Annotated in this window: 20 protein-coding genes; 4 read left to right on the top strand and 16 right to left on the bottom strand. The window is 64.0% G+C overall.

All coding sequences use genetic code 11. The features are described 5' to 3' along the window. Window positions 1-36 precede the first annotated feature (36 nt). Window positions 37-1,275 (top strand): recombinase family protein, encoded by a 1,239-nt coding sequence (locus AC1DW3_RS06235; protein WP_477929631.1) that lies wholly within the window; start codon window positions 37-39, stop codon window positions 1,273-1,275. On the opposite strand, the gene AC1DW3_RS06230 is transcribed toward AC1DW3_RS06235, so the two are convergent. The 6 genes from AC1DW3_RS06230 to AC1DW3_RS06205 form a co-directional block, all read right to left on the bottom strand. Further along, window positions 1,162-2,058, bottom strand: a complete 897-nt coding sequence (locus AC1DW3_RS06230) for an Abi-alpha family protein (RefSeq protein ID WP_477929629.1) — start codon at window positions 2,056-2,058, stop codon at window positions 1,162-1,164. The two genes, AC1DW3_RS06235 and AC1DW3_RS06230, sit on opposite strands and share 114 nt — an antisense overlap. 129 nt (window positions 2,059-2,187) lie before the next feature. Then, window positions 2,188-2,346, bottom strand: a complete 159-nt coding sequence (locus tag AC1DW3_RS06225) for a hypothetical protein (RefSeq protein ID WP_477929627.1) — start codon at window positions 2,344-2,346, stop codon at window positions 2,188-2,190. Window positions 2,347-2,626: 280 nt separating this feature from the next. Then, complete coding sequence (locus AC1DW3_RS06220) at window positions 2,627-3,190, bottom strand: tyrosine-type recombinase/integrase (protein ID WP_477929625.1); 564 nt, start codon at window positions 3,188-3,190, stop codon at window positions 2,627-2,629. 81 nt (window positions 3,191-3,271) lie between these two features. Beyond that, on the bottom strand, window positions 3,272-3,499 hold the full coding sequence (locus AC1DW3_RS06215) for a hypothetical protein (protein ID WP_477929623.1): 228 nt from the start codon (window positions 3,497-3,499) through the stop codon (window positions 3,272-3,274). 320 nt (window positions 3,500-3,819) lie between these two features. Then, entirely contained in the window at window positions 3,820-4,194 is a 375-nt protein-coding gene (locus AC1DW3_RS06210; protein WP_477929621.1) for a hypothetical protein, read from the bottom strand. Further along, window positions 4,187-4,540 (bottom strand): hypothetical protein, encoded by a 354-nt coding sequence (locus tag AC1DW3_RS06205; RefSeq protein WP_477929619.1) that lies wholly within the window; start codon window positions 4,538-4,540, stop codon window positions 4,187-4,189. Before AC1DW3_RS06205 ends, AC1DW3_RS06210 begins: the two co-directional genes overlap by 8 nt. 154 nt (window positions 4,541-4,694) lie before the next feature. On the opposite strand from AC1DW3_RS06205, the gene AC1DW3_RS06200 reads away from it, so the two are divergent. The 3 genes from AC1DW3_RS06200 to AC1DW3_RS06190 all read left to right on the top strand — a co-directional run bounded on the left by AC1DW3_RS06200 (window position 4,695) and on the right by AC1DW3_RS06190 (window position 6,438). After that, entirely contained in the window at window positions 4,695-5,270 is a 576-nt protein-coding gene (locus AC1DW3_RS06200) for a hypothetical protein (protein ID WP_477929618.1), read from the top strand. A gap of 239 nt (window positions 5,271-5,509) precedes the next feature. Then, window positions 5,510-5,656 (top strand): hypothetical protein, encoded by a 147-nt coding sequence (locus tag AC1DW3_RS06195; RefSeq protein ID WP_477929617.1) that lies wholly within the window; start codon window positions 5,510-5,512, stop codon window positions 5,654-5,656. Between the two features lie 77 nt (window positions 5,657-5,733). Next, window positions 5,734-6,438 (top strand): HNH endonuclease, encoded by a 705-nt coding sequence (locus AC1DW3_RS06190; RefSeq protein WP_477929615.1) that lies wholly within the window; start codon window positions 5,734-5,736, stop codon window positions 6,436-6,438. Between the two features lie 30 nt (window positions 6,439-6,468). Here the strand turns inward: AC1DW3_RS06190 and AC1DW3_RS06185 are convergent, their stop codons facing one another. The 10 genes from AC1DW3_RS06185 to AC1DW3_RS06140 form a co-directional block, all read right to left on the bottom strand. Then, entirely contained in the window at window positions 6,469-7,026 is a 558-nt protein-coding gene (locus tag AC1DW3_RS06185; RefSeq protein ID WP_477929613.1) for a hypothetical protein, read from the bottom strand. 129 nt (window positions 7,027-7,155) lie between these two features. Further along, on the bottom strand, window positions 7,156-7,647 hold the full coding sequence (gene nusB, locus AC1DW3_RS06180; protein WP_477929611.1) for a transcription antitermination factor NusB: 492 nt from the start codon (window positions 7,645-7,647) through the stop codon (window positions 7,156-7,158). Beyond that, window positions 7,644-8,117, bottom strand: a complete 474-nt coding sequence (gene ribH, locus AC1DW3_RS06175) for a 6,7-dimethyl-8-ribityllumazine synthase (RefSeq protein ID WP_477929609.1) — start codon at window positions 8,115-8,117, stop codon at window positions 7,644-7,646. Before ribH ends, nusB begins: the two co-directional genes overlap by 4 nt. 16 nt (window positions 8,118-8,133) lie before the next feature. Continuing rightward, window positions 8,134-9,231: a bifunctional 3,4-dihydroxy-2-butanone-4-phosphate synthase/GTP cyclohydrolase II gene (ribBA, locus tag AC1DW3_RS06170; protein WP_477929607.1), complete on the bottom strand. Its 1,098-nt coding sequence runs from the start codon at window positions 9,229-9,231 to the stop codon at window positions 8,134-8,136. Window positions 9,232-9,255: 24 nt separating this feature from the next. Further along, window positions 9,256-10,287: a bifunctional diaminohydroxyphosphoribosylaminopyrimidine deaminase/5-amino-6-(5-phosphoribosylamino)uracil reductase RibD gene (gene ribD / locus AC1DW3_RS06165; protein WP_477929605.1), complete on the bottom strand. Its 1,032-nt coding sequence runs from the start codon at window positions 10,285-10,287 to the stop codon at window positions 9,256-9,258. Window positions 10,288-10,307: 20 nt separating this feature from the next. After that, window positions 10,308-11,630, bottom strand: coding sequence for a type IV pilus modification PilV family protein (locus tag AC1DW3_RS06160; RefSeq protein ID WP_477929604.1), 1,323 nt, complete (start codon window positions 11,628-11,630; stop codon window positions 10,308-10,310). A gap of 11 nt (window positions 11,631-11,641) precedes the next feature. Further along, window positions 11,642-12,976 (bottom strand): PilX N-terminal domain-containing pilus assembly protein, encoded by a 1,335-nt coding sequence (locus tag AC1DW3_RS06155; protein ID WP_477929602.1) that lies wholly within the window; start codon window positions 12,974-12,976, stop codon window positions 11,642-11,644. Further along, entirely contained in the window at window positions 12,973-13,707 is a 735-nt protein-coding gene (locus AC1DW3_RS06150; RefSeq protein WP_477929600.1) for a PilW family protein, read from the bottom strand. The genes AC1DW3_RS06155 and AC1DW3_RS06150 overlap by 4 nt, the downstream gene beginning before the upstream one ends. After that, complete coding sequence (locus AC1DW3_RS06145; protein ID WP_477929598.1) at window positions 13,707-14,321, bottom strand: pilus assembly FimT family protein; 615 nt, start codon at window positions 14,319-14,321, stop codon at window positions 13,707-13,709. Before AC1DW3_RS06145 ends, AC1DW3_RS06150 begins: the two co-directional genes overlap by 1 nt. 2 nt (window positions 14,322-14,323) lie before the next feature. Continuing rightward, window positions 14,324-14,797 (bottom strand): type IV pilin protein, encoded by a 474-nt coding sequence (locus AC1DW3_RS06140; RefSeq protein ID WP_477929596.1) that lies wholly within the window; start codon window positions 14,795-14,797, stop codon window positions 14,324-14,326. Window positions 14,798-14,887 lie beyond the last annotated feature (90 nt).

The following is a 14,887-nucleotide window of genomic DNA, read 5'->3' as shown; positions in this document are numbered from 1 at the left end:
CACCCAGGCATCGACCCAACCACCTTTATTTCCATCATGTCTAACACTGCAATTTCTTATGCGCGCTTCAGCTCAGCGCCACAGGCGCAAGGGGCCAGTTTAGCCCGCCGGATCGAGCGAGCCCGGGATTACGCGGAGGCGAACAGCCTCGTCCTCGACCCCAGCCTTTGCTTCCAAGATCTGGGCGTCAGCGCTTGGGACCAGAGCAACATCGAGAAGGGCGCCCTCGGCCTGTTCATCCAGGCGGTGGAGCAAGGCCGGGTTCCTCGCGGCTCGACGCTGATTGTCGAGAGCTTCGACCGCCTCTCCCGCGCGGAGCCGCTGGATGCGCTGTCGGTGTTCGTCCGGGTGCTGAATGCCGGCCTGAACGTCGTCACGCTGACCGAGCCGCCCAAGAAGTTCTCCCGGGCTACCGTCAAAGACAACACGTTCCAGTTGTTCGAAGCGCTGATTGAAATGAACCGCGCGCACAGCGAGTCCGAGCACAAGTCCCGGCGCGTTGCGGATGCCTGGGTGCGGCGGCGCGCTGCGGGCGCGGAATCGAAGAGCGGCGTTTCGGCCAATCCGCCGATGTGGATTGCGAAGCACAAGGACGGCCGCAACTGCACCTACGAGCTGATCCCCGAGCGCGTTGAGGTGGTCAAGCAGGTCATCAAGTGGTCGTTGGCCGGCATCGGCAACCACACCATCGTCACGAAACTCCACAGCGCAGGCATCGCGCCCTGGGTGCGTTCGCAGGCTGAGGTTGATCGGAAGAACGCCAAGCGCGCCGAGCAAGGCATTCCGCCCAAGCAACCTGGTTGGGAGCCTTCGTACATCCAGAAGCTGACCACGAGCCCCGCGCTTTATGGCGCTGTCCGCGTGAAGGGCGGCGACCTGATCGAGGACGTTTACCCCGCAGTCATCAGCAAGGAGGACTGGCTTTTCCTGCAGGCGAAGCGCTCGGCCAAGGCCAAGCGGAAGGCCAGCAACCGCAAGGGCAAGAACGTCACCAACCTGTTCGGCGGGATGATGTTCTGCGGGTACTGCAACTCCGCCATGATCATCAGCGGCTACACCGAGCGCAAGACGAAGAAGTTCCAGCGGTACTACGGCTGCCAAGGTGCGCGGACGGGCAACACCGACTGCCGCATTCACGGCTGTCAACCAGCGCGTTCAGAATCAAGCGCTAGACCCGGCAGCGTGCTTCACTCTGCAGGCCTCAATGAACAACTCACCAAGCTCGGTGAAGATAGTTTTCGTTTCAGTCTCAATCTCTATGTCGAAATTAACTGATCTATTCCGTTCTGGATCGCCTCTAGGAATTTCGATGCTTTGCTTGCCGGCACTGGCCTCATACACAACCTTTGCCATTCCGAGTCGAATGATGTTTGCCAACTCGAATTCTTTGATGCCCTGCTCGGGAATGTCTTGAGGGGCCGAGATTTTCCACTTTAGCGAAGATTCACGCCATTTGAGGGAGCTCAGCTCGTTCTCGGTTTCTTGCTTTGCCGCTAGAATTTTGAAGTAATCAGGACCAAATCTATTGCCTTCTTTGTTGGCCGCATCTAGCTGCTGCTTTTGAACAGTGAGCTGCGTTTGGAGTTTCTCTTCAATCTTCGGTCGATTGATTTGAAATTCGGACAATTCGGTCTGCAGCTTGGCCACCCGGTCGCGCTTCTCGATGAATACGGACTCAAGCAGGCGAAATTCGTCCTTGGAAAGTTGACTCAGAATATAGGGGAAGACGTGATTCTGTATATTCTGTTCAGAGTCAACCATGTTGACGAGCAAGGTCGCCCAAGTCTCCTGGAGGTCGGGATCGTCCTCAAGTGAGGCGTACTCAAGATACGGGCACAACAGCTTGGGCGGTATCGCCTTGACGCTGATATTGTTCTTTTCGCAAATCGCCTTCGCTCTGTTCAGAATGCCAATCTGATTCTTGAAGCGCCAAAGCGAAATTTGATCCTTGACCAGCAGTCCCAATTCCTCAATTGACGGCGTCACGAGCTTGTCGACAAAACCCTTGGCAAGATCAATGCTCTTTTCCACGACCGTGGAGGTCAGATCGAATTTCACCGTTTTGCTCTCATCTGACATAGATGTCCATTCGTTCAATTTGTCGCAGCAATGATAGCGATGCCGGCCGAGTGAATAAGAACCGAAGAGCGAGGCGCGGCACGAGGCGCAAGAGTAGCTCTATGGTTATTAATTCTTTTGACGGCCGATCCCGATGCCTTTAAATGACTGCGCGCAGTAACCCAGCGCAACCAGCAAAAGGATCAACAACACGGCGCCGAACGGGTTCTGCTGGAGCGTCAGAACCAGGTCGTTGCAGAAGGCAATGATGGCGGCGAAGTACGTCATGACGAGCTCACATGTAGTGATGCCCAGATTGTCTGACTACCGGACCCCCTCAAATGAGGGGTGGGGACTCAATAGGGCCCATTCGTCATAGGAAGAAGGCGCAACCTGGTCAGATGCCCTACGCAGAAAAGTTCAAACGAATCAATGACTTGCTTGCCTAACTAGGTGCTACTGGAAGATGCCGATCAGGTTGTCCAAGAAAGGGATGTCGTTGTCCTTGCGCATGTGCCTTGCCGTCGATGTTCTTCATCAGGACGTGGGCGATCTTGCCGACGTTGCCTCAGAACTCGCCTTCGTAGAGCGCCTTCAGCTCCTCGTCCTGGATGCACAGGTAGGTCAACGTCGTGGACCCGGACGCATGGCCGTACGCCTTCTGCAGGACTTCCAGCGGCACCTTGCGCTCCACGCGGTTGATGTAGCCGAACGTCTTGCGGCCTGAGTGGCTGGCGAAGTTGCCTTCAAGGCCGGCCAGCGAACACCACATCTTCCACATCCGGGACAGGTCGCAGATGCCCAGCCGGTTGCCTCGCTTGGCCGACACGAACAGCGGGCTGTTGTTCGTCGCTCCAGCGTCCAGCCGTTCAAGCACCAGCTCCCGCAGCGCAGCGACGCAAGCAGCGTTCAGAGTCACGCGACGGCTTTTGCCGGTCTTCTGCTCTTTGCGCACCAGCTCGTCGCCGGCCTTCAGCGCAGCAACGTCACCGACGTTCAGCGACAGCAGGTCGCCGCCACGGAACGCCGCGTTGACGCCCATGGTGAACAGGCAGCGGTCGCGGGTGCTGGTCAGGACAGCTCGGACTTGCTCAAGCTGCTCGCGGTTCTTCAGGGGTTCGGTGGTGGCCATACGGTGCTCAAAAACTTGCTGTATGAGCATCGTTAGCCACCGGCCGACCGGCGTACATCAGAGAACCGTAACAGCCTCAGGTCACGGCGTTCCGCCGATGGCGCGGACGCCGTCATCGGTCAGGCAGAAGGCGCCAAGTTCTCCTCGTACCACTAGGCCCAGGCCCATCAGTTCCGTCAGTCCGTCCGCGACAACGGTGGTTGGCAGGTGTCCGTGGTTTTGGATGGCCATCTGCTGGTTGCAGCGGTTCTGCCGCGGCCAGTACTGGCGCTTGAAGTAGTCCAGCACAAGTTCAGCGTCGTTGGTCATGGTGTCTCCCTGTTGGTGCCGGCCATTGTGGCGCTGGACTTCTCGCGCAACGGGGTCGCGCATATACCTACCGGCGTTAACAATCGCTCATCCGGCGCACCCCGGTTGCACCCCGGCGAAACAATGAGGCGCCCCACACCCTCGCCAGCGTCATCAACCGGTGTGCAACCGGTGGCCCTGGCAACCGTCCGGCGCACGCTGCTACGGCTCATTGGGTCAGCACGGTCCCTACGGTTACGGCAACTTCGTACAGTTTTTGCCGTATGACCTCGGCGACACGGTTGAGGCACGGTGCACGCGGTGGCCAACGGTGTAGGCGCCTATGCCTTTGCGGCCCGGTGGGCACCCGGTGGCGTCTGGTGGCACGGCGGGCCGTTGGCGCACCGGCTGGGGCCGAAATCCTGGAAACGGGGTTCGGGGACGTGTGAAACCCCAAAGTGCCGTGCGGTATCCGCACAGTTCATGTCACTGCACCCATAGTGCGCTGACCAGTCGATTTCGTAGTGCACGCGCACGCCATCAGCGGACACCTCAACTTCTGAAATGCGGACTTCATCAATCTCCGCGCGTTCGTCGTGTTCACGCACGCTGTAGTCGAGCGTCAAGCCGAATTGGTCGTTCTCGACTTGCTCGTCGAAGTACCACACCAGGTCGGTGTCTTCGTCCGGAATCGGTACACGGATGGTCTTAGGCATGTTCGCGCTGCATGTGTTGCTTGCCAGAGGTTACCTGCAACGATGCAGTCACGGCACCTGTGTCCAGCACGAACCGGCACCACCAGACCTGCTCAAACTTGGCGCCTCTGTAGCGCTGCTCGCCCTTGATGACGATGCTGCGCTTCGCCATGTGCAGCACCTTGGCGCGGTCCAGGCTCTCCAGCCGGTAGGGCGTCAGCGTCGCAAAAACGGGCGCGTTCTCGTGGCCGTGCCAACTGAAGTACTTGAGCATGGCCAGTTCGCCGCGTATCGGCGGCGCGTTCTTCCACACCTCGCGCGGCAGGCGCTTGCCCTCGTAGTTCAGCTCAACGACGTCGACCAACATAGCAAAGACTGTATGGATATACAGCATATCGGCATGTTGCTCTGGTCGGCGTCCGTAGCTAGTCGCTAAACCATGGCGCGATCATGGTTTTCTCATCCATCCATTTTCGCAGTACCATTCTGGCCATTCGTTCATCCAGAACGCGGAGGCGAAAATGGAAAACTTGAACAAGGCGGGCCTGATCCAGTTCGTCGAGATGATCACCTCTAAGGGGTGGATCAACGCGAACACGGGCGGTGGCTGGAAGGCCGCAGTGACCAAGATCCTCGGCGACGTTGAGCCTGGCGAAGACGTGCGCAAGATCGACGTGCCTACTGCGATCCGCCGGTACAACAACTTGCACCCCGGCGAGCTGGCACCAGCATCGCTGCTGCAGTACGAGAAGCGGGTGAAGCAGGCGATCGAGCAGTACAAGAGCTATGTCGCCGACCCAACGAAGTACAAGGCTCCAGCCCGTCCTCTGACCGCGTCATCTCCAAAGAAGGCCGACAAGGCGCCTCGCCCTCCGGTGAACGGCGCAATCACCGACGTTACGCTCGTGGAGGAAGTGCCCGCGCCTACGCCACCGTCGCCACAGCCGAAGCCGATGTACTTGGCGACAGAAGCGAATCTGGTGATGCCGTTCCCGCTGCGGCCGGATTACCTGGCCCAAATCGTCATCCCACGGGACATGACGAAGTCGGAGGCTCAACGGCTCTGCGCGTTCATCCAGACGCTGGCGCAGGAATGAAGAACTTAGGTGAGGGACTGGACGGTGGAACGCCCAGTCCCTCGGTGCAACGGTGTCCGTGCAGGACCGCTCAGCTCGTGAGCTTGATCGAGTGGAGGGACTGGTGATGCAAGTGACCATCAGGAGAACCTAGCCGACCCGTTCGGCAGAGCATTGCGTCTCTACCGAGCGGCGAGTGTATGCCGAGGACTCTGGGTTCACCCGGAGTTCTCCTCAAGTACCTTACCGTAGGAGGCTATATGCCCACCAAACCGAAATCTGAGACCACGTCGGCGCGCGTCGCCACCACCGCTTCCAAGCTGCTGTCCAACCCCAAGACCCCTAAGGACGTAAAGGCCGTTGCCGCGTCCGCGTTGACGCAGAAGGTCGCGCCGAAGAAGCGTTAACTGAACGCTGACTAGTGAGGGCCACGGCATCCGCCGTGGCCTTTTTGTTTGGGCGCAGCTTCGTGGCAGCATTAGGTATGAACTTCTACGATTGGATGCGGCACAAAGGGCTTTCAGAATCCTCAGCCAAGAGCTACGACGGTGCACTTCGCGGTGCATTGTCCGAGTGGGCGATGGATGGGGGCCTCATTGCAGGGCCGCTGACCGCGCTTACCAGCTCAGCGGACCTTGCCGCGCTGCTGCCAGGCATCCGCGCCCTGGCCGTGTTCAAAGAGCGAAACGCGCGTGGGCACCACATGTACAGCGCAACGCTGGCGAAGTTCGCTGACTACCTTGCGAGCAACGGTGGCGATGATGTGCAAGATGACCTCGACGAAATCATCAATGACCCCAGCACGACCCCGACCGAGAAAGCCGCGCTGATCAAGTCCAGGATCGGGCAGGGCACCTTCCGAGAGAAGGTGCTGCTGCACTGGAATGGCTGTGCCGTCACGGGCTTCAGCGACGCGAGCCTCCTTGTCGCGTCGCACATCAAGCCGTGGAAAAAGTCGACTGATGTTGAGCGACTGGATGGATGGAACGGCCTGCTGCTGTCGCCGAACCTGGACAAGGCGTTTGACAAAGGCTTCATCACGTTCGAGACAGACGGGTCAATTCGCCTCTCGCCGCTGTTCTCTGATGCGGCAAAGCTCGGCATCACGCCGTCGATGAAGATCGTGTTGAAGCCGCAGCATCAGCCGTATATGGCGCACCACCGAACCGTGGAGTTCAAGGCGACATAGGCACGCACTTCGTCTGGTTAGACGACGCGCCTACTGTCGACCGTACATCTGATCCATAGCCTGCTCGTGGAAGGCCTCTAGCTCCAAGGTGGACGCGCGGATGAACTCAACATCCGCCTCCATCTGAGCTAGGTCGAACTTCTTGTATTTGAAAAACAGGCCGAGCTTCTTGGACTGCGCCTTCACGCGCACATAGGCGTCCTTGCGCAGGTCGCTCCAATGCGCGTGCGCGTACTCGTTCCGCCGCTTCGCGCAATCGACCAGCGTCCGTTCAAGGGCGTTCAGATCGTCCATCGTGACCTTGCCAGGCGGTGTCGTTGAAATCACCTGCCCGTACAGGTGCATGAGTGCAGTGCACTTGCCGGCGAACAGCATGTCCGCCAAGAATACGTCGAGGCGTTCGTCTTGGATGGGGTCACGCAGGATGCACTCGCGGATGAACATGGCAAGCAAGTCCTCCAGCGAGTTGAAGAAAATGATCACGTACCCGATGTACGGAGCGATCTTCTCCAAGTAATCGCCAAGCTCCGGGTCATCGACCCAGTCGCCCGCATCGTCCGCCTCACGCTTCGACAGTAGCTTGTCCACCGGCTGAAACTCCCTTTCAACCGGTGGAATGTACGACCCTAGCCGGCCAGCTTATTATGTTTTGCTGGTCCGTCATTCACATAGAAGGGCTCGATGCGGTCGAGCCGGGCGGCCAACTTCACGGTTTGATCAGCGCTTGGCAGCGACCTCGGTCGGGCGCAGGTCGCCGGCCGCGCGGTCCAGCACGCCGTTCACGTATTTGTGGCCATCGGTGCCGCCAAAGGACTTGGCCAGTTCGACCGCCTCGTTGATGGCCACCCGGTAGGGGATGTCGATGCAGTGCTTGAGCTCGTAGGCGCCGATCATCAGGATGGCGTGCTCGATGGGCGAGAGCTCGGTGGTCTTGCGGTCGACGTGGCGCGACAGGATGGCGTCGAGGTCGGCGGCCTCGGCGACGCAACCGGCCAGCAGTGCGTCGTAGTGCTTGACGTCGAGCTTGGCATAGCCGTCCTGCTCGCGGCCCAGGGCCGTGATGGCACCGAGGTCCTCGCCGGTCAGCAGCCATTGGTAGAGGCCCTGCACCGCAGCTTCGCGCGAGCGGCGGCGCGCCGATTTGGCGGGGGCGCGCTTGGCACCGGGCTTGGTGGCCGTCTTGGAGGCGGTCTTCTGGGGTGCGTTCACTCGATCTCTTTCAGCAGGTTGGCCATCTCGACGGCGACGCGGGCGGCATCGCGGCCCTTGGGTTCGGCGCGGGCCCAGGCCTGGGCTTCGTTCTCGACGGTCAGGATGGCGTTCGCGATCGGAACGCCATGGTCCAGGCCGACGCGGGTCACGGCCGCGCCGCTCTCGTTGGCGACCAGCTCGAAGTGGTAGGTCTCGCCGCGGATGATGCAGCCCAGCGCGATCAGCGCGTCGAAGTCATTGCTCTCGGCCAGGGCTTGCAGGGCCAGCGGCACCTCGAGTGCGCCGGGCACGGTGATGTGGCGGATGGCCTCGGTCGGCACACCCAGCACCGACAGCTCGGCCAGGCAGGCACTGGCCAGCGACGAGGTGATGGCGTCGTTGAAGCGCGCCTGGACGATGGCGATGGTCAGTTCGCTGCCATCGAGAGCGCCCTCGAAACTGGGCAGGCCTGGTTCGGAATCTTGCATCTCGGGCCTTTCGGGGTCAGCAGTTGGGAGGGGCGGTGAAGCCGGTCACTTCGAGACCATAGCCGGCCATGCTCGGCATGCGGCGCGGGCTGCCGAGCAGGCGCATGCGGTGCACGCCCAGGGCCTTCAGGATCTGGGCACCGACGCCATAGGTGCGCAGGTCCATCGCACCCTTGCTGGCGGGTGCAGGTTCGCAGGCCTGCACGCGGGCCAGCACGCCGGCGGCGTCCTCGCCGCAGTTCAGCAACACGACCACACCGCCGGCGCTGGCCTTGACCGCGGCCAGCGCGGCGGGCAGGCCCCAGGAATGGCCGCAGGCGCCGGCTTCCAGCAGGTCCATGACCGACAGCGGCTCGTGAACGCGCACGAGGACTTCGCTGTCGGGCGTCCACTGGCCGTGGCTGAGCGCCAGGTGGGTGCCGCCGGTGCGGTCGGTGAAGACCTGGCAATCGAACTCGCCCTGGGCCGTGTTCAGGCGCCGCTCGGCCACGCGCTGGATCAGGCTTTCGTGGCGGCTGCGGTACTCGATGAGGTCGGCGATGGTGCCGATCTTCAGGCCATGCTCGGCCGCGAAGATCTCGAGGTCGGGCAGGCGGGCCATGGTGCCGTCGTCCTTCATGATCTCGCAGATCACGGAGGTGGCCGACAGGCCGGCCATGCGGGAGAGGTCGCAGCCGGCCTCGGTATGGCCGGCGCGCATCAGCACGCCGCCATCCTGGGCCTGCAACGGGAAGATGTGGCCGGGTTGGACGAGGTCGCTGGCCTTGGCCTCAGGTGCCACGGCCGCCTGCACGGTGCGGGCCCGGTCGGCGGCGGAGATGCCGGTCGTGACGCCGGTCGCGGCCTCGATGGACACCGTGAAGGCGGTGCCATGCTGGGTGCCGTTGCGGCGCGTCATCGGCGGCAGTTGCAGGCGCTCGCAATGCTCGCGCGGCAGGGTCAGGCAGATCAGGCCGCGGCCGTAGCGGGCCATGAAGTTGATGGCTTCGGGCGTGACGAGGTCGGCCGCCAGCACGAGATCGCCTTCGTTCTCGCGGTCTTCCTCGTCGACGAGGATGACCATGCGGCCGGCGGCCAGCTCGGCCACCAGCTCGGGAATGGGGGAGATGGGCATAGCCGGTGATTGTAGGTGGCGACCCTAGGTCAGACGCAGCCGCAAGCGCAGATCCTGGCCGACTTGTGTGGCCTCAATGAAGCGCCAGCGACGGGCGTCGGCCAAACCGGGCAGCGGGCGCAGTGCCGCAAGCGGGCGGCCTTCGCCGATCAGCATCGGCGCCTGGTAGATCAACAGCTCATCGACGAGGCCGGCGTCGAGAAAGGCGCCGGACAGCGTCGGGCCGGCTTCGACATGCAGTTCGTTGATGCCCTGGCTGCCCAGTTCGGCCATCAGCGCCGCGAGATCGGACCGGCCGGGGCCGAGGACGCGGACCTCACCGGGCGGCTGCAGGATGCGCGCACCGGGCGGCATGCGGCCCTGGGGGTCGAGCACGATGCGCAGCGGCTGGCAGGCCGTCGGCACGAGCCGCACGTCCAGGCGTGGATCGTCGGCCAGCACGGTGCCTATGCCGGTCAGCACGGCGCCGGCACGGCGGCGCCAGGCATGGCCATCGGTGCGGGCCGCTTCGCCGGTGATCCATTGGCTGCGCCCGTCGGGCAGGGCGGTGCGGCCATCGAGCGAGATGGCCGACTTCAGGCGCACGAAGGGTCGGCCGCGCCGCATACGCGAGAAGAAGCCGATATTGAGCTCGCTGGCCGCTTCGGCGCTGGCGGGGTCGGCGAGTTCGACCCGGAGACCGGCGGCCTTGAGGCGCGCCAGACCTTGGCCGGCAACCTGGGGATTCGGGTCCTCGACAGCCGCGACGACGCGCGCGATGCCGGCGGCGATCAGCGCGTCGCAGCAGGGCGGCGTGCGGCCGTGATGGGAGCAGGGCTCGAGGGTGACCACCGCCGTGGCACCGCGCACGTCGTGGCCGTGCGCAGCGGCATCGCGCAGGGCCATCACTTCGGCGTGCGCCTGGCCGGCCGGCTGGGTGTGGCCGGCGCCGAGCTCCCGGCCGTCGGGCGCCAGGATGACGCAGCCGACGCGGGGATTCGGGTCGGTCAGGCCGATGGCCTGCTCGGCCAGGGAGAGCGCTCGCTGCAGCGCCGCCGTGATTGCGGGCGAATTCATGCCGCCAGTCTAGCCAGCGGTCAAGGTTGCAGCTGCAGGGTCGAGTAGTCGGCGAACACGCCGGTGGCGGGGCTGACGGCGGGCGCCGTGGGGCAGGTCAGGTCGCCGCGAATGACCAGGAAGTTCTGGCGCGTCAACGAGGTCGCGACCCGGCCATAGACGTCCGGATGCTCTTCGTTCTCCAGGTTCTTCCAGTCGGCGGTGAACATGCCGCCGCTGCCGTTGTAGTCGGCGCTGTAGCGGCAGACCCGGTATTCGGCGGCGGTCGTGCCGAGGTTGATGCCCGTCAGCTCCAGCCTGCCGGACCAGAGTTTCGTGGCGCTTTCCGGGTAGACGAGGCAGTTGTAGGTGACGAAAAGCTGGGCGCTGGGCGCGCTGGCGGGGGCATCCTGGAAGCAGTCCGGCACGAACGGCGCCGCGGGCGGTGCAGGCGGTGTGGCGACAAAATTGTCCAGCACCACGTTGCCGCCGCTCATGACCGGTGCACCTTGGGCGTTGAGCCGAGGCAGCGAATAGCTGCCGCCGACGAGGGCCACGCCCAGCGGAATGGCGGTGCCACCGGGCGCGCTCGGGTTGGCCGGATTGCTGTTGGAGAAGCGGACCACGCCGCTGAGCAAATAGCCGAGGATGGGGGTCTGGCAGGCGTAGACGTTGGCGGCCGTCAGCGCCGACTGCACGACGCCCGCATCCGTGCATCTGCCGGTGATGACGCCGGTGATGTTGTTGAAGACCCAGACCCGGTTGCTCGACCGGTCCGGATAGAAAGCACTGATCTTGCCGTCCAGTTGCTTGGCCCCGGGCGGGATGGCCGGGTTGCGCCCCCCCCCCTGCGTCACCGGCCCGGCGGGCGGCGTGAAGCCCACGGCCGCGCTGAACAGCGGGTCGACGGCCGCGATGACGGTGTCCAGATTGAGGAACTGGTTGTCGCCGGCGCGATCGGTCCAGGTCACGCCGACGCGGACCAGCTTGGCCTGGGCGTCGGCCAGCGTCGTAACCTGGCGCGTGACGTTGTAGGCGGTGTTCGAGTCGACGGGGGTGACCGCTGACGCAGCCGCCGCCGGGGTGGCGATGTCGCTGTAGGTCCGGGCAGTTGCCGGTGTCGCCGCGGTGCGGGTCAGTTCCGAAAAATCCTTCAGGCCGGCGATCTCGGCGCGGGCAATGCGCATGGCCTCGCTGCGTTGCTTGGCCAGGTCGCCGCCGCGGCGCAGATTGCTCATCAGGCCGACGAGGGCGAGCATGCCGAAGGACATCACCAGCAAGGCCACCAGGGCCTCGATCAGCGTGACGCCGCGCTGGCGGCGCGAGGCGCGGCGCAGGGCGTGGGGGTGCAGGAGCTTAGGCATGGCGGACTGGGTCACTTGGTGTCGCTGTCGATCCAGCCACCCGAGACGCGCGCATAGCTGCCCAGGCGGTTGCGCAGCTCGTTCGCGATGGCCTGCTGGTAGATGATGTCCATGCGTCCGATGGCGTCCATATTGCCCTGCACCACCACCATGCCCGTGACCTGCGAGGCCGCCGGGCTGTTGTTGGTCCAGTTCAGGTTGCCCAGCACCACCAGCATGCCGTTCAACTCCATCGGACCGGTGATGTCCACCTGCCCGTTCACGACGATCACCACCGGGGCGGCCGCCGTGCCGATGGCCACATTGCCGCTGATGGCCATCGGCCCATTGACCGTCAGGATGCGCTTGCCAGCATTGACGGCGTTCACCAGATCCGTGCCGCAATTGCCGGCCGTGCAGCTGACGGCGCGCGCAGCGGGGTGGTTGGGATAGCGGGCCGGCGCCATGCCCATGAAGTTGCGGAAGAACTTGATGTTGCCTTCCGTGGTGTTCGGCAGGCTCTGCAGATAGCTGTCCATGAAGACACGCGCCTGGTCCGGCGGCGTGCCAGGCACGCTGTCCATGCGGTCGTCGTTCAAGGTCGGCGCCACGCCGCTGGACACGACGAGCAGGCCGGCCGTGCGCGCATCGGTGTTGTGCAGGCCGAGGCCGCCAGCGCCGGAAGTGGTCAGGTTGCCCTTGACGGTCAACGGCGCCGCCGGTGACGAAGGCACCGCAGCGACGAAGGCGACGGAGACCTGCTGCAGGGCCAGCGCCGCGGCCGTCTGGCTGCGCGCTTCCGAGTTGGTGCCGGTGCAGTTGTCGACACTGCTGTCCGAACAGCCATTGCCGTCCAGCAGGAAATTGCCGTAGCGCAGGCTGGGCGGGGGGTCGGTGCCCAGCGCCACGCCGAAGCTCGGGATCAGCGCACCGCTCAGCGCCGTGGTGGGCTGCGGCGTGCGGGTATTGGGAGCCGGGCAACGGCAGACCAGGCCGCTGCCGTTGGACGAGCAATCGACGGCGAGAGGCGTCGGAACCGTCGTGATCTTGGGGGTCGTGGTGCGGTCCGCGGCCGAGACATTGAAATATTTGTCGACGAAGCGGGTGCCACCCGTGGCGACGGCGGTGCAGCTGTCGTCGATGGCCGTGCCATTCAACATGGCCACCGTCCACTCCACCCCCGCTTCAGCCATTTCCTGGGCCATGCTGGCGCGGTAATAGCTGCCGGCGATGCGCTGTTCGAACATCAGGCTGCGGTTGGCATAGGCAGCCAGCAGGGCCATGACGAGGAAGAGCACCATGACCACGACCAGCGTGGCGGCGCCGCGCTGGGGCCGGGCCTGCGGCATGGGATGTTGATGTTTCATGCCGGGCATGCCCCGCTGATGTCGTCGGCGCGCAGCTTCTCGCTGACGACCAAGGTGCGCACGACGCTGCTGTCGGACTTGGCAACCGCCTTGATCGTGAAGTCGACGCGCCTGACGGTCTGGGTCGGGCAGGTGCCGGCGGCCTTGCAAGAGGGGTCGCAGAGATCGTCGAGCGGGATCTGCTGCGTGACGATGGTCGGCACGAAATCCTTGATCAGGACGACGTCCGGATCGGTGATGGGCTGCCAGTTGGCCTGGCCATTGGCGAGGAAACCGAGCTGGATGGAGAGCGACTCGGTGCCCTGGTTCCAGCGGATGCCGAACTGCTCGTTGGCCTTCACGACGTTGGTCGTGTTGCGCACGCCACCGCTGGTCCTGGCATAGCGGTAGTAGAGGTCGTGGCCGCCGGCGCTCTGCGTCAACTGGGTGTACGGGCTGGACGCCGCTTCCTTGGCAGGCGTCGCGCCGGCATTGCGTTCGGGTTGCCAGACGCCATTGGAGGGCAGGCCGCGGTAACCGGCGCGGCGCAGGTCCTGCTGCAGCAAGTCGCCGGCGATGCGCAGATCCTGCTGCATCTGCACTTCAAGCATCAGGCGCCGGTGTTCGTTGATCTGCCGCGTGGCCACCACGGCCGCGCCGGCCGTGACGATCAGGCCGACGGTGATGCCGACCATCAGCTCAACCAGGCCCACGCCTCGCTGAGCCTTGCCGGACCTGGCATGTGTCGTCATCAGCTGCATGTGCCGTACCCACTCATCTTGGTGAACGCCGCAGCGCCGGACGCCGCCACGGCCGGCGCGCAGACCTTGACGCGCCCCGCGGGGTTGACCTCGACGCGCAGCGTGTAACCCTTCTTCAGGCCCGCCACGTCGACATGAAAATCGCTCATGCCCACGGTGTTCTGGTCGCGTGTGAATCTGATGTAGTTGCTCGCGCCCAGCGGCCAGGTGGCAATGGCGTCGAACTGCACATGCTTCCTGGGCAGCTGGAACAGGCGCAACACCCTCGAGGAAGTGCCGTCGCAGACATTGGCTGGCGCAGCGGTGCAGTCGCAGATGTTCAGGCCCGCGGTGGTCACGACCGCGGCGCAGCTCATGCCCGCGTTCGCACCCGGGTCGAATCGCACGATGAGCAGCGAATTGGTCGCGTTCGTTTCGGCCTTCGCGTACGTCAGGATGCCCGCCACTTCCTCGGCAGCGGCCGTGACGCGGCGCTTTTCCAGCAGGTCGGCCATGGACGGCACGGCCATGGCCAGCACGACGCCCAGGATGCCGAGGCTGACCATGATTTCGATCAGCGTCAGGCCGAGGATGCGGGCCTTGAGGGCATGAAGGTGTTTCTTCATGGCTATCGAGGCCAGCATTCGTTGGTGGTGACGCGATCCGAGCCACTGTTGCTGGGATCGCCCGTCGCCGAATAGACGGGCGTGGCGCCCACCAGCGTCACCGTCAGCGTCTTGCAGGTCACGTCCTTGGCCTGCTTGCTGCCGACGACGGGGGTCGCCGTTGCGGCATAGCCGGTGTCATAGGTTCCACCTGCGCCGACGCCTGCCAAGCTGATGGTGTACAGGGGCGTGATGTCCGAGACAGTCACCCCCAGCGCGGCCAGTGTGGATGCATAGGTGGCGGAATTGCCGCGGAAGCGCTCCTGCGCCTGCATGACGGCCGTGAGGGCCGAGATGGCGTCGGCGCGGCGGCCACGCTGCATCTGGGAGGTGTAGGCGGGGTAGGCGATCGCCGCGACGATGCCGGCGATGGCGAGCGCGACCATCAGCTCGATCAGGGTGAAGCCTTGGCTTCGCGAACGGGGGCAGGTGCGCATGGCCCGATTTTCGGCAGTACGTCACGACGATCAGTAACATTTCTGCCGCTCGTCTGCCGAGTTGTGCCGCTGGTCGGCAGCCACCACGAA

This window comes from Roseateles sp. P2_H4 (assembly GCF_056403315.1).
Note: the sequence above shows the minus strand (reverse complement) of the source record. Positions and strands in the feature narration are given on the sequence as shown.

What these genes read in the sequence shown, in the direction of transcription:
- AC1DW3_RS06235 (WP_477929631.1), top strand. Translation starts at nt 37, where the DNA reads ATGTCTAACACTGCAATTTCTTATGCGCGCTTCAGCTCAGCGCCACAG.
- AC1DW3_RS06225 (WP_477929627.1), bottom strand. Translation starts at nt 2,346, where the DNA reads ATGACGTACTTCGCCGCCATCATTGCCTTCTGCAACGACCTGGTTCTG.
- AC1DW3_RS06220 (WP_477929625.1), bottom strand. Translation starts at nt 3,190, where the DNA reads ATGGCCACCACCGAACCCCTGAAGAACCGCGAGCAGCTTGAGCAAGTC.
- AC1DW3_RS06215 (WP_477929623.1), bottom strand. Translation starts at nt 3,499, where the DNA reads ATGACCAACGACGCTGAACTTGTGCTGGACTACTTCAAGCGCCAGTAC.
- AC1DW3_RS06210 (WP_477929621.1), bottom strand. Translation starts at nt 4,194, where the DNA reads ATGCCTAAGACCATCCGTGTACCGATTCCGGACGAAGACACCGACCTG.
- AC1DW3_RS06205 (WP_477929619.1), bottom strand. Translation starts at nt 4,540, where the DNA reads ATGTTGGTCGACGTCGTTGAGCTGAACTACGAGGGCAAGCGCCTGCCG.
- AC1DW3_RS06200 (WP_477929618.1), top strand. Translation starts at nt 4,695, where the DNA reads ATGGAAAACTTGAACAAGGCGGGCCTGATCCAGTTCGTCGAGATGATC.
- AC1DW3_RS06195 (WP_477929617.1), top strand. Translation starts at nt 5,510, where the DNA reads ATGCCCACCAAACCGAAATCTGAGACCACGTCGGCGCGCGTCGCCACC.
- AC1DW3_RS06190 (WP_477929615.1), top strand. Translation starts at nt 5,734, where the DNA reads ATGAACTTCTACGATTGGATGCGGCACAAAGGGCTTTCAGAATCCTCA.
- ribH (WP_477929609.1), bottom strand. Translation starts at nt 8,117, where the DNA reads ATGCAAGATTCCGAACCAGGCCTGCCCAGTTTCGAGGGCGCTCTCGAT.
- ribBA (WP_477929607.1), bottom strand. Translation starts at nt 9,231, where the DNA reads ATGCCCATCTCCCCCATTCCCGAGCTGGTGGCCGAGCTGGCCGCCGGC.
- ribD (WP_477929605.1), bottom strand. Translation starts at nt 10,287, where the DNA reads ATGAATTCGCCCGCAATCACGGCGGCGCTGCAGCGAGCGCTCTCCCTG.
- AC1DW3_RS06160 (WP_477929604.1), bottom strand. Translation starts at nt 11,630, where the DNA reads ATGCCTAAGCTCCTGCACCCCCACGCCCTGCGCCGCGCCTCGCGCCGC.
- AC1DW3_RS06155 (WP_477929602.1), bottom strand. Translation starts at nt 12,976, where the DNA reads ATGAAACATCAACATCCCATGCCGCAGGCCCGGCCCCAGCGCGGCGCC.
- AC1DW3_RS06150 (WP_477929600.1), bottom strand. Translation starts at nt 13,707, where the DNA reads ATGACGACACATGCCAGGTCCGGCAAGGCTCAGCGAGGCGTGGGCCTG.
- AC1DW3_RS06145 (WP_477929598.1), bottom strand. Translation starts at nt 14,321, where the DNA reads ATGAAGAAACACCTTCATGCCCTCAAGGCCCGCATCCTCGGCCTGACG.
- AC1DW3_RS06140 (WP_477929596.1), bottom strand. Translation starts at nt 14,797, where the DNA reads ATGCGCACCTGCCCCCGTTCGCGAAGCCAAGGCTTCACCCTGATCGAG.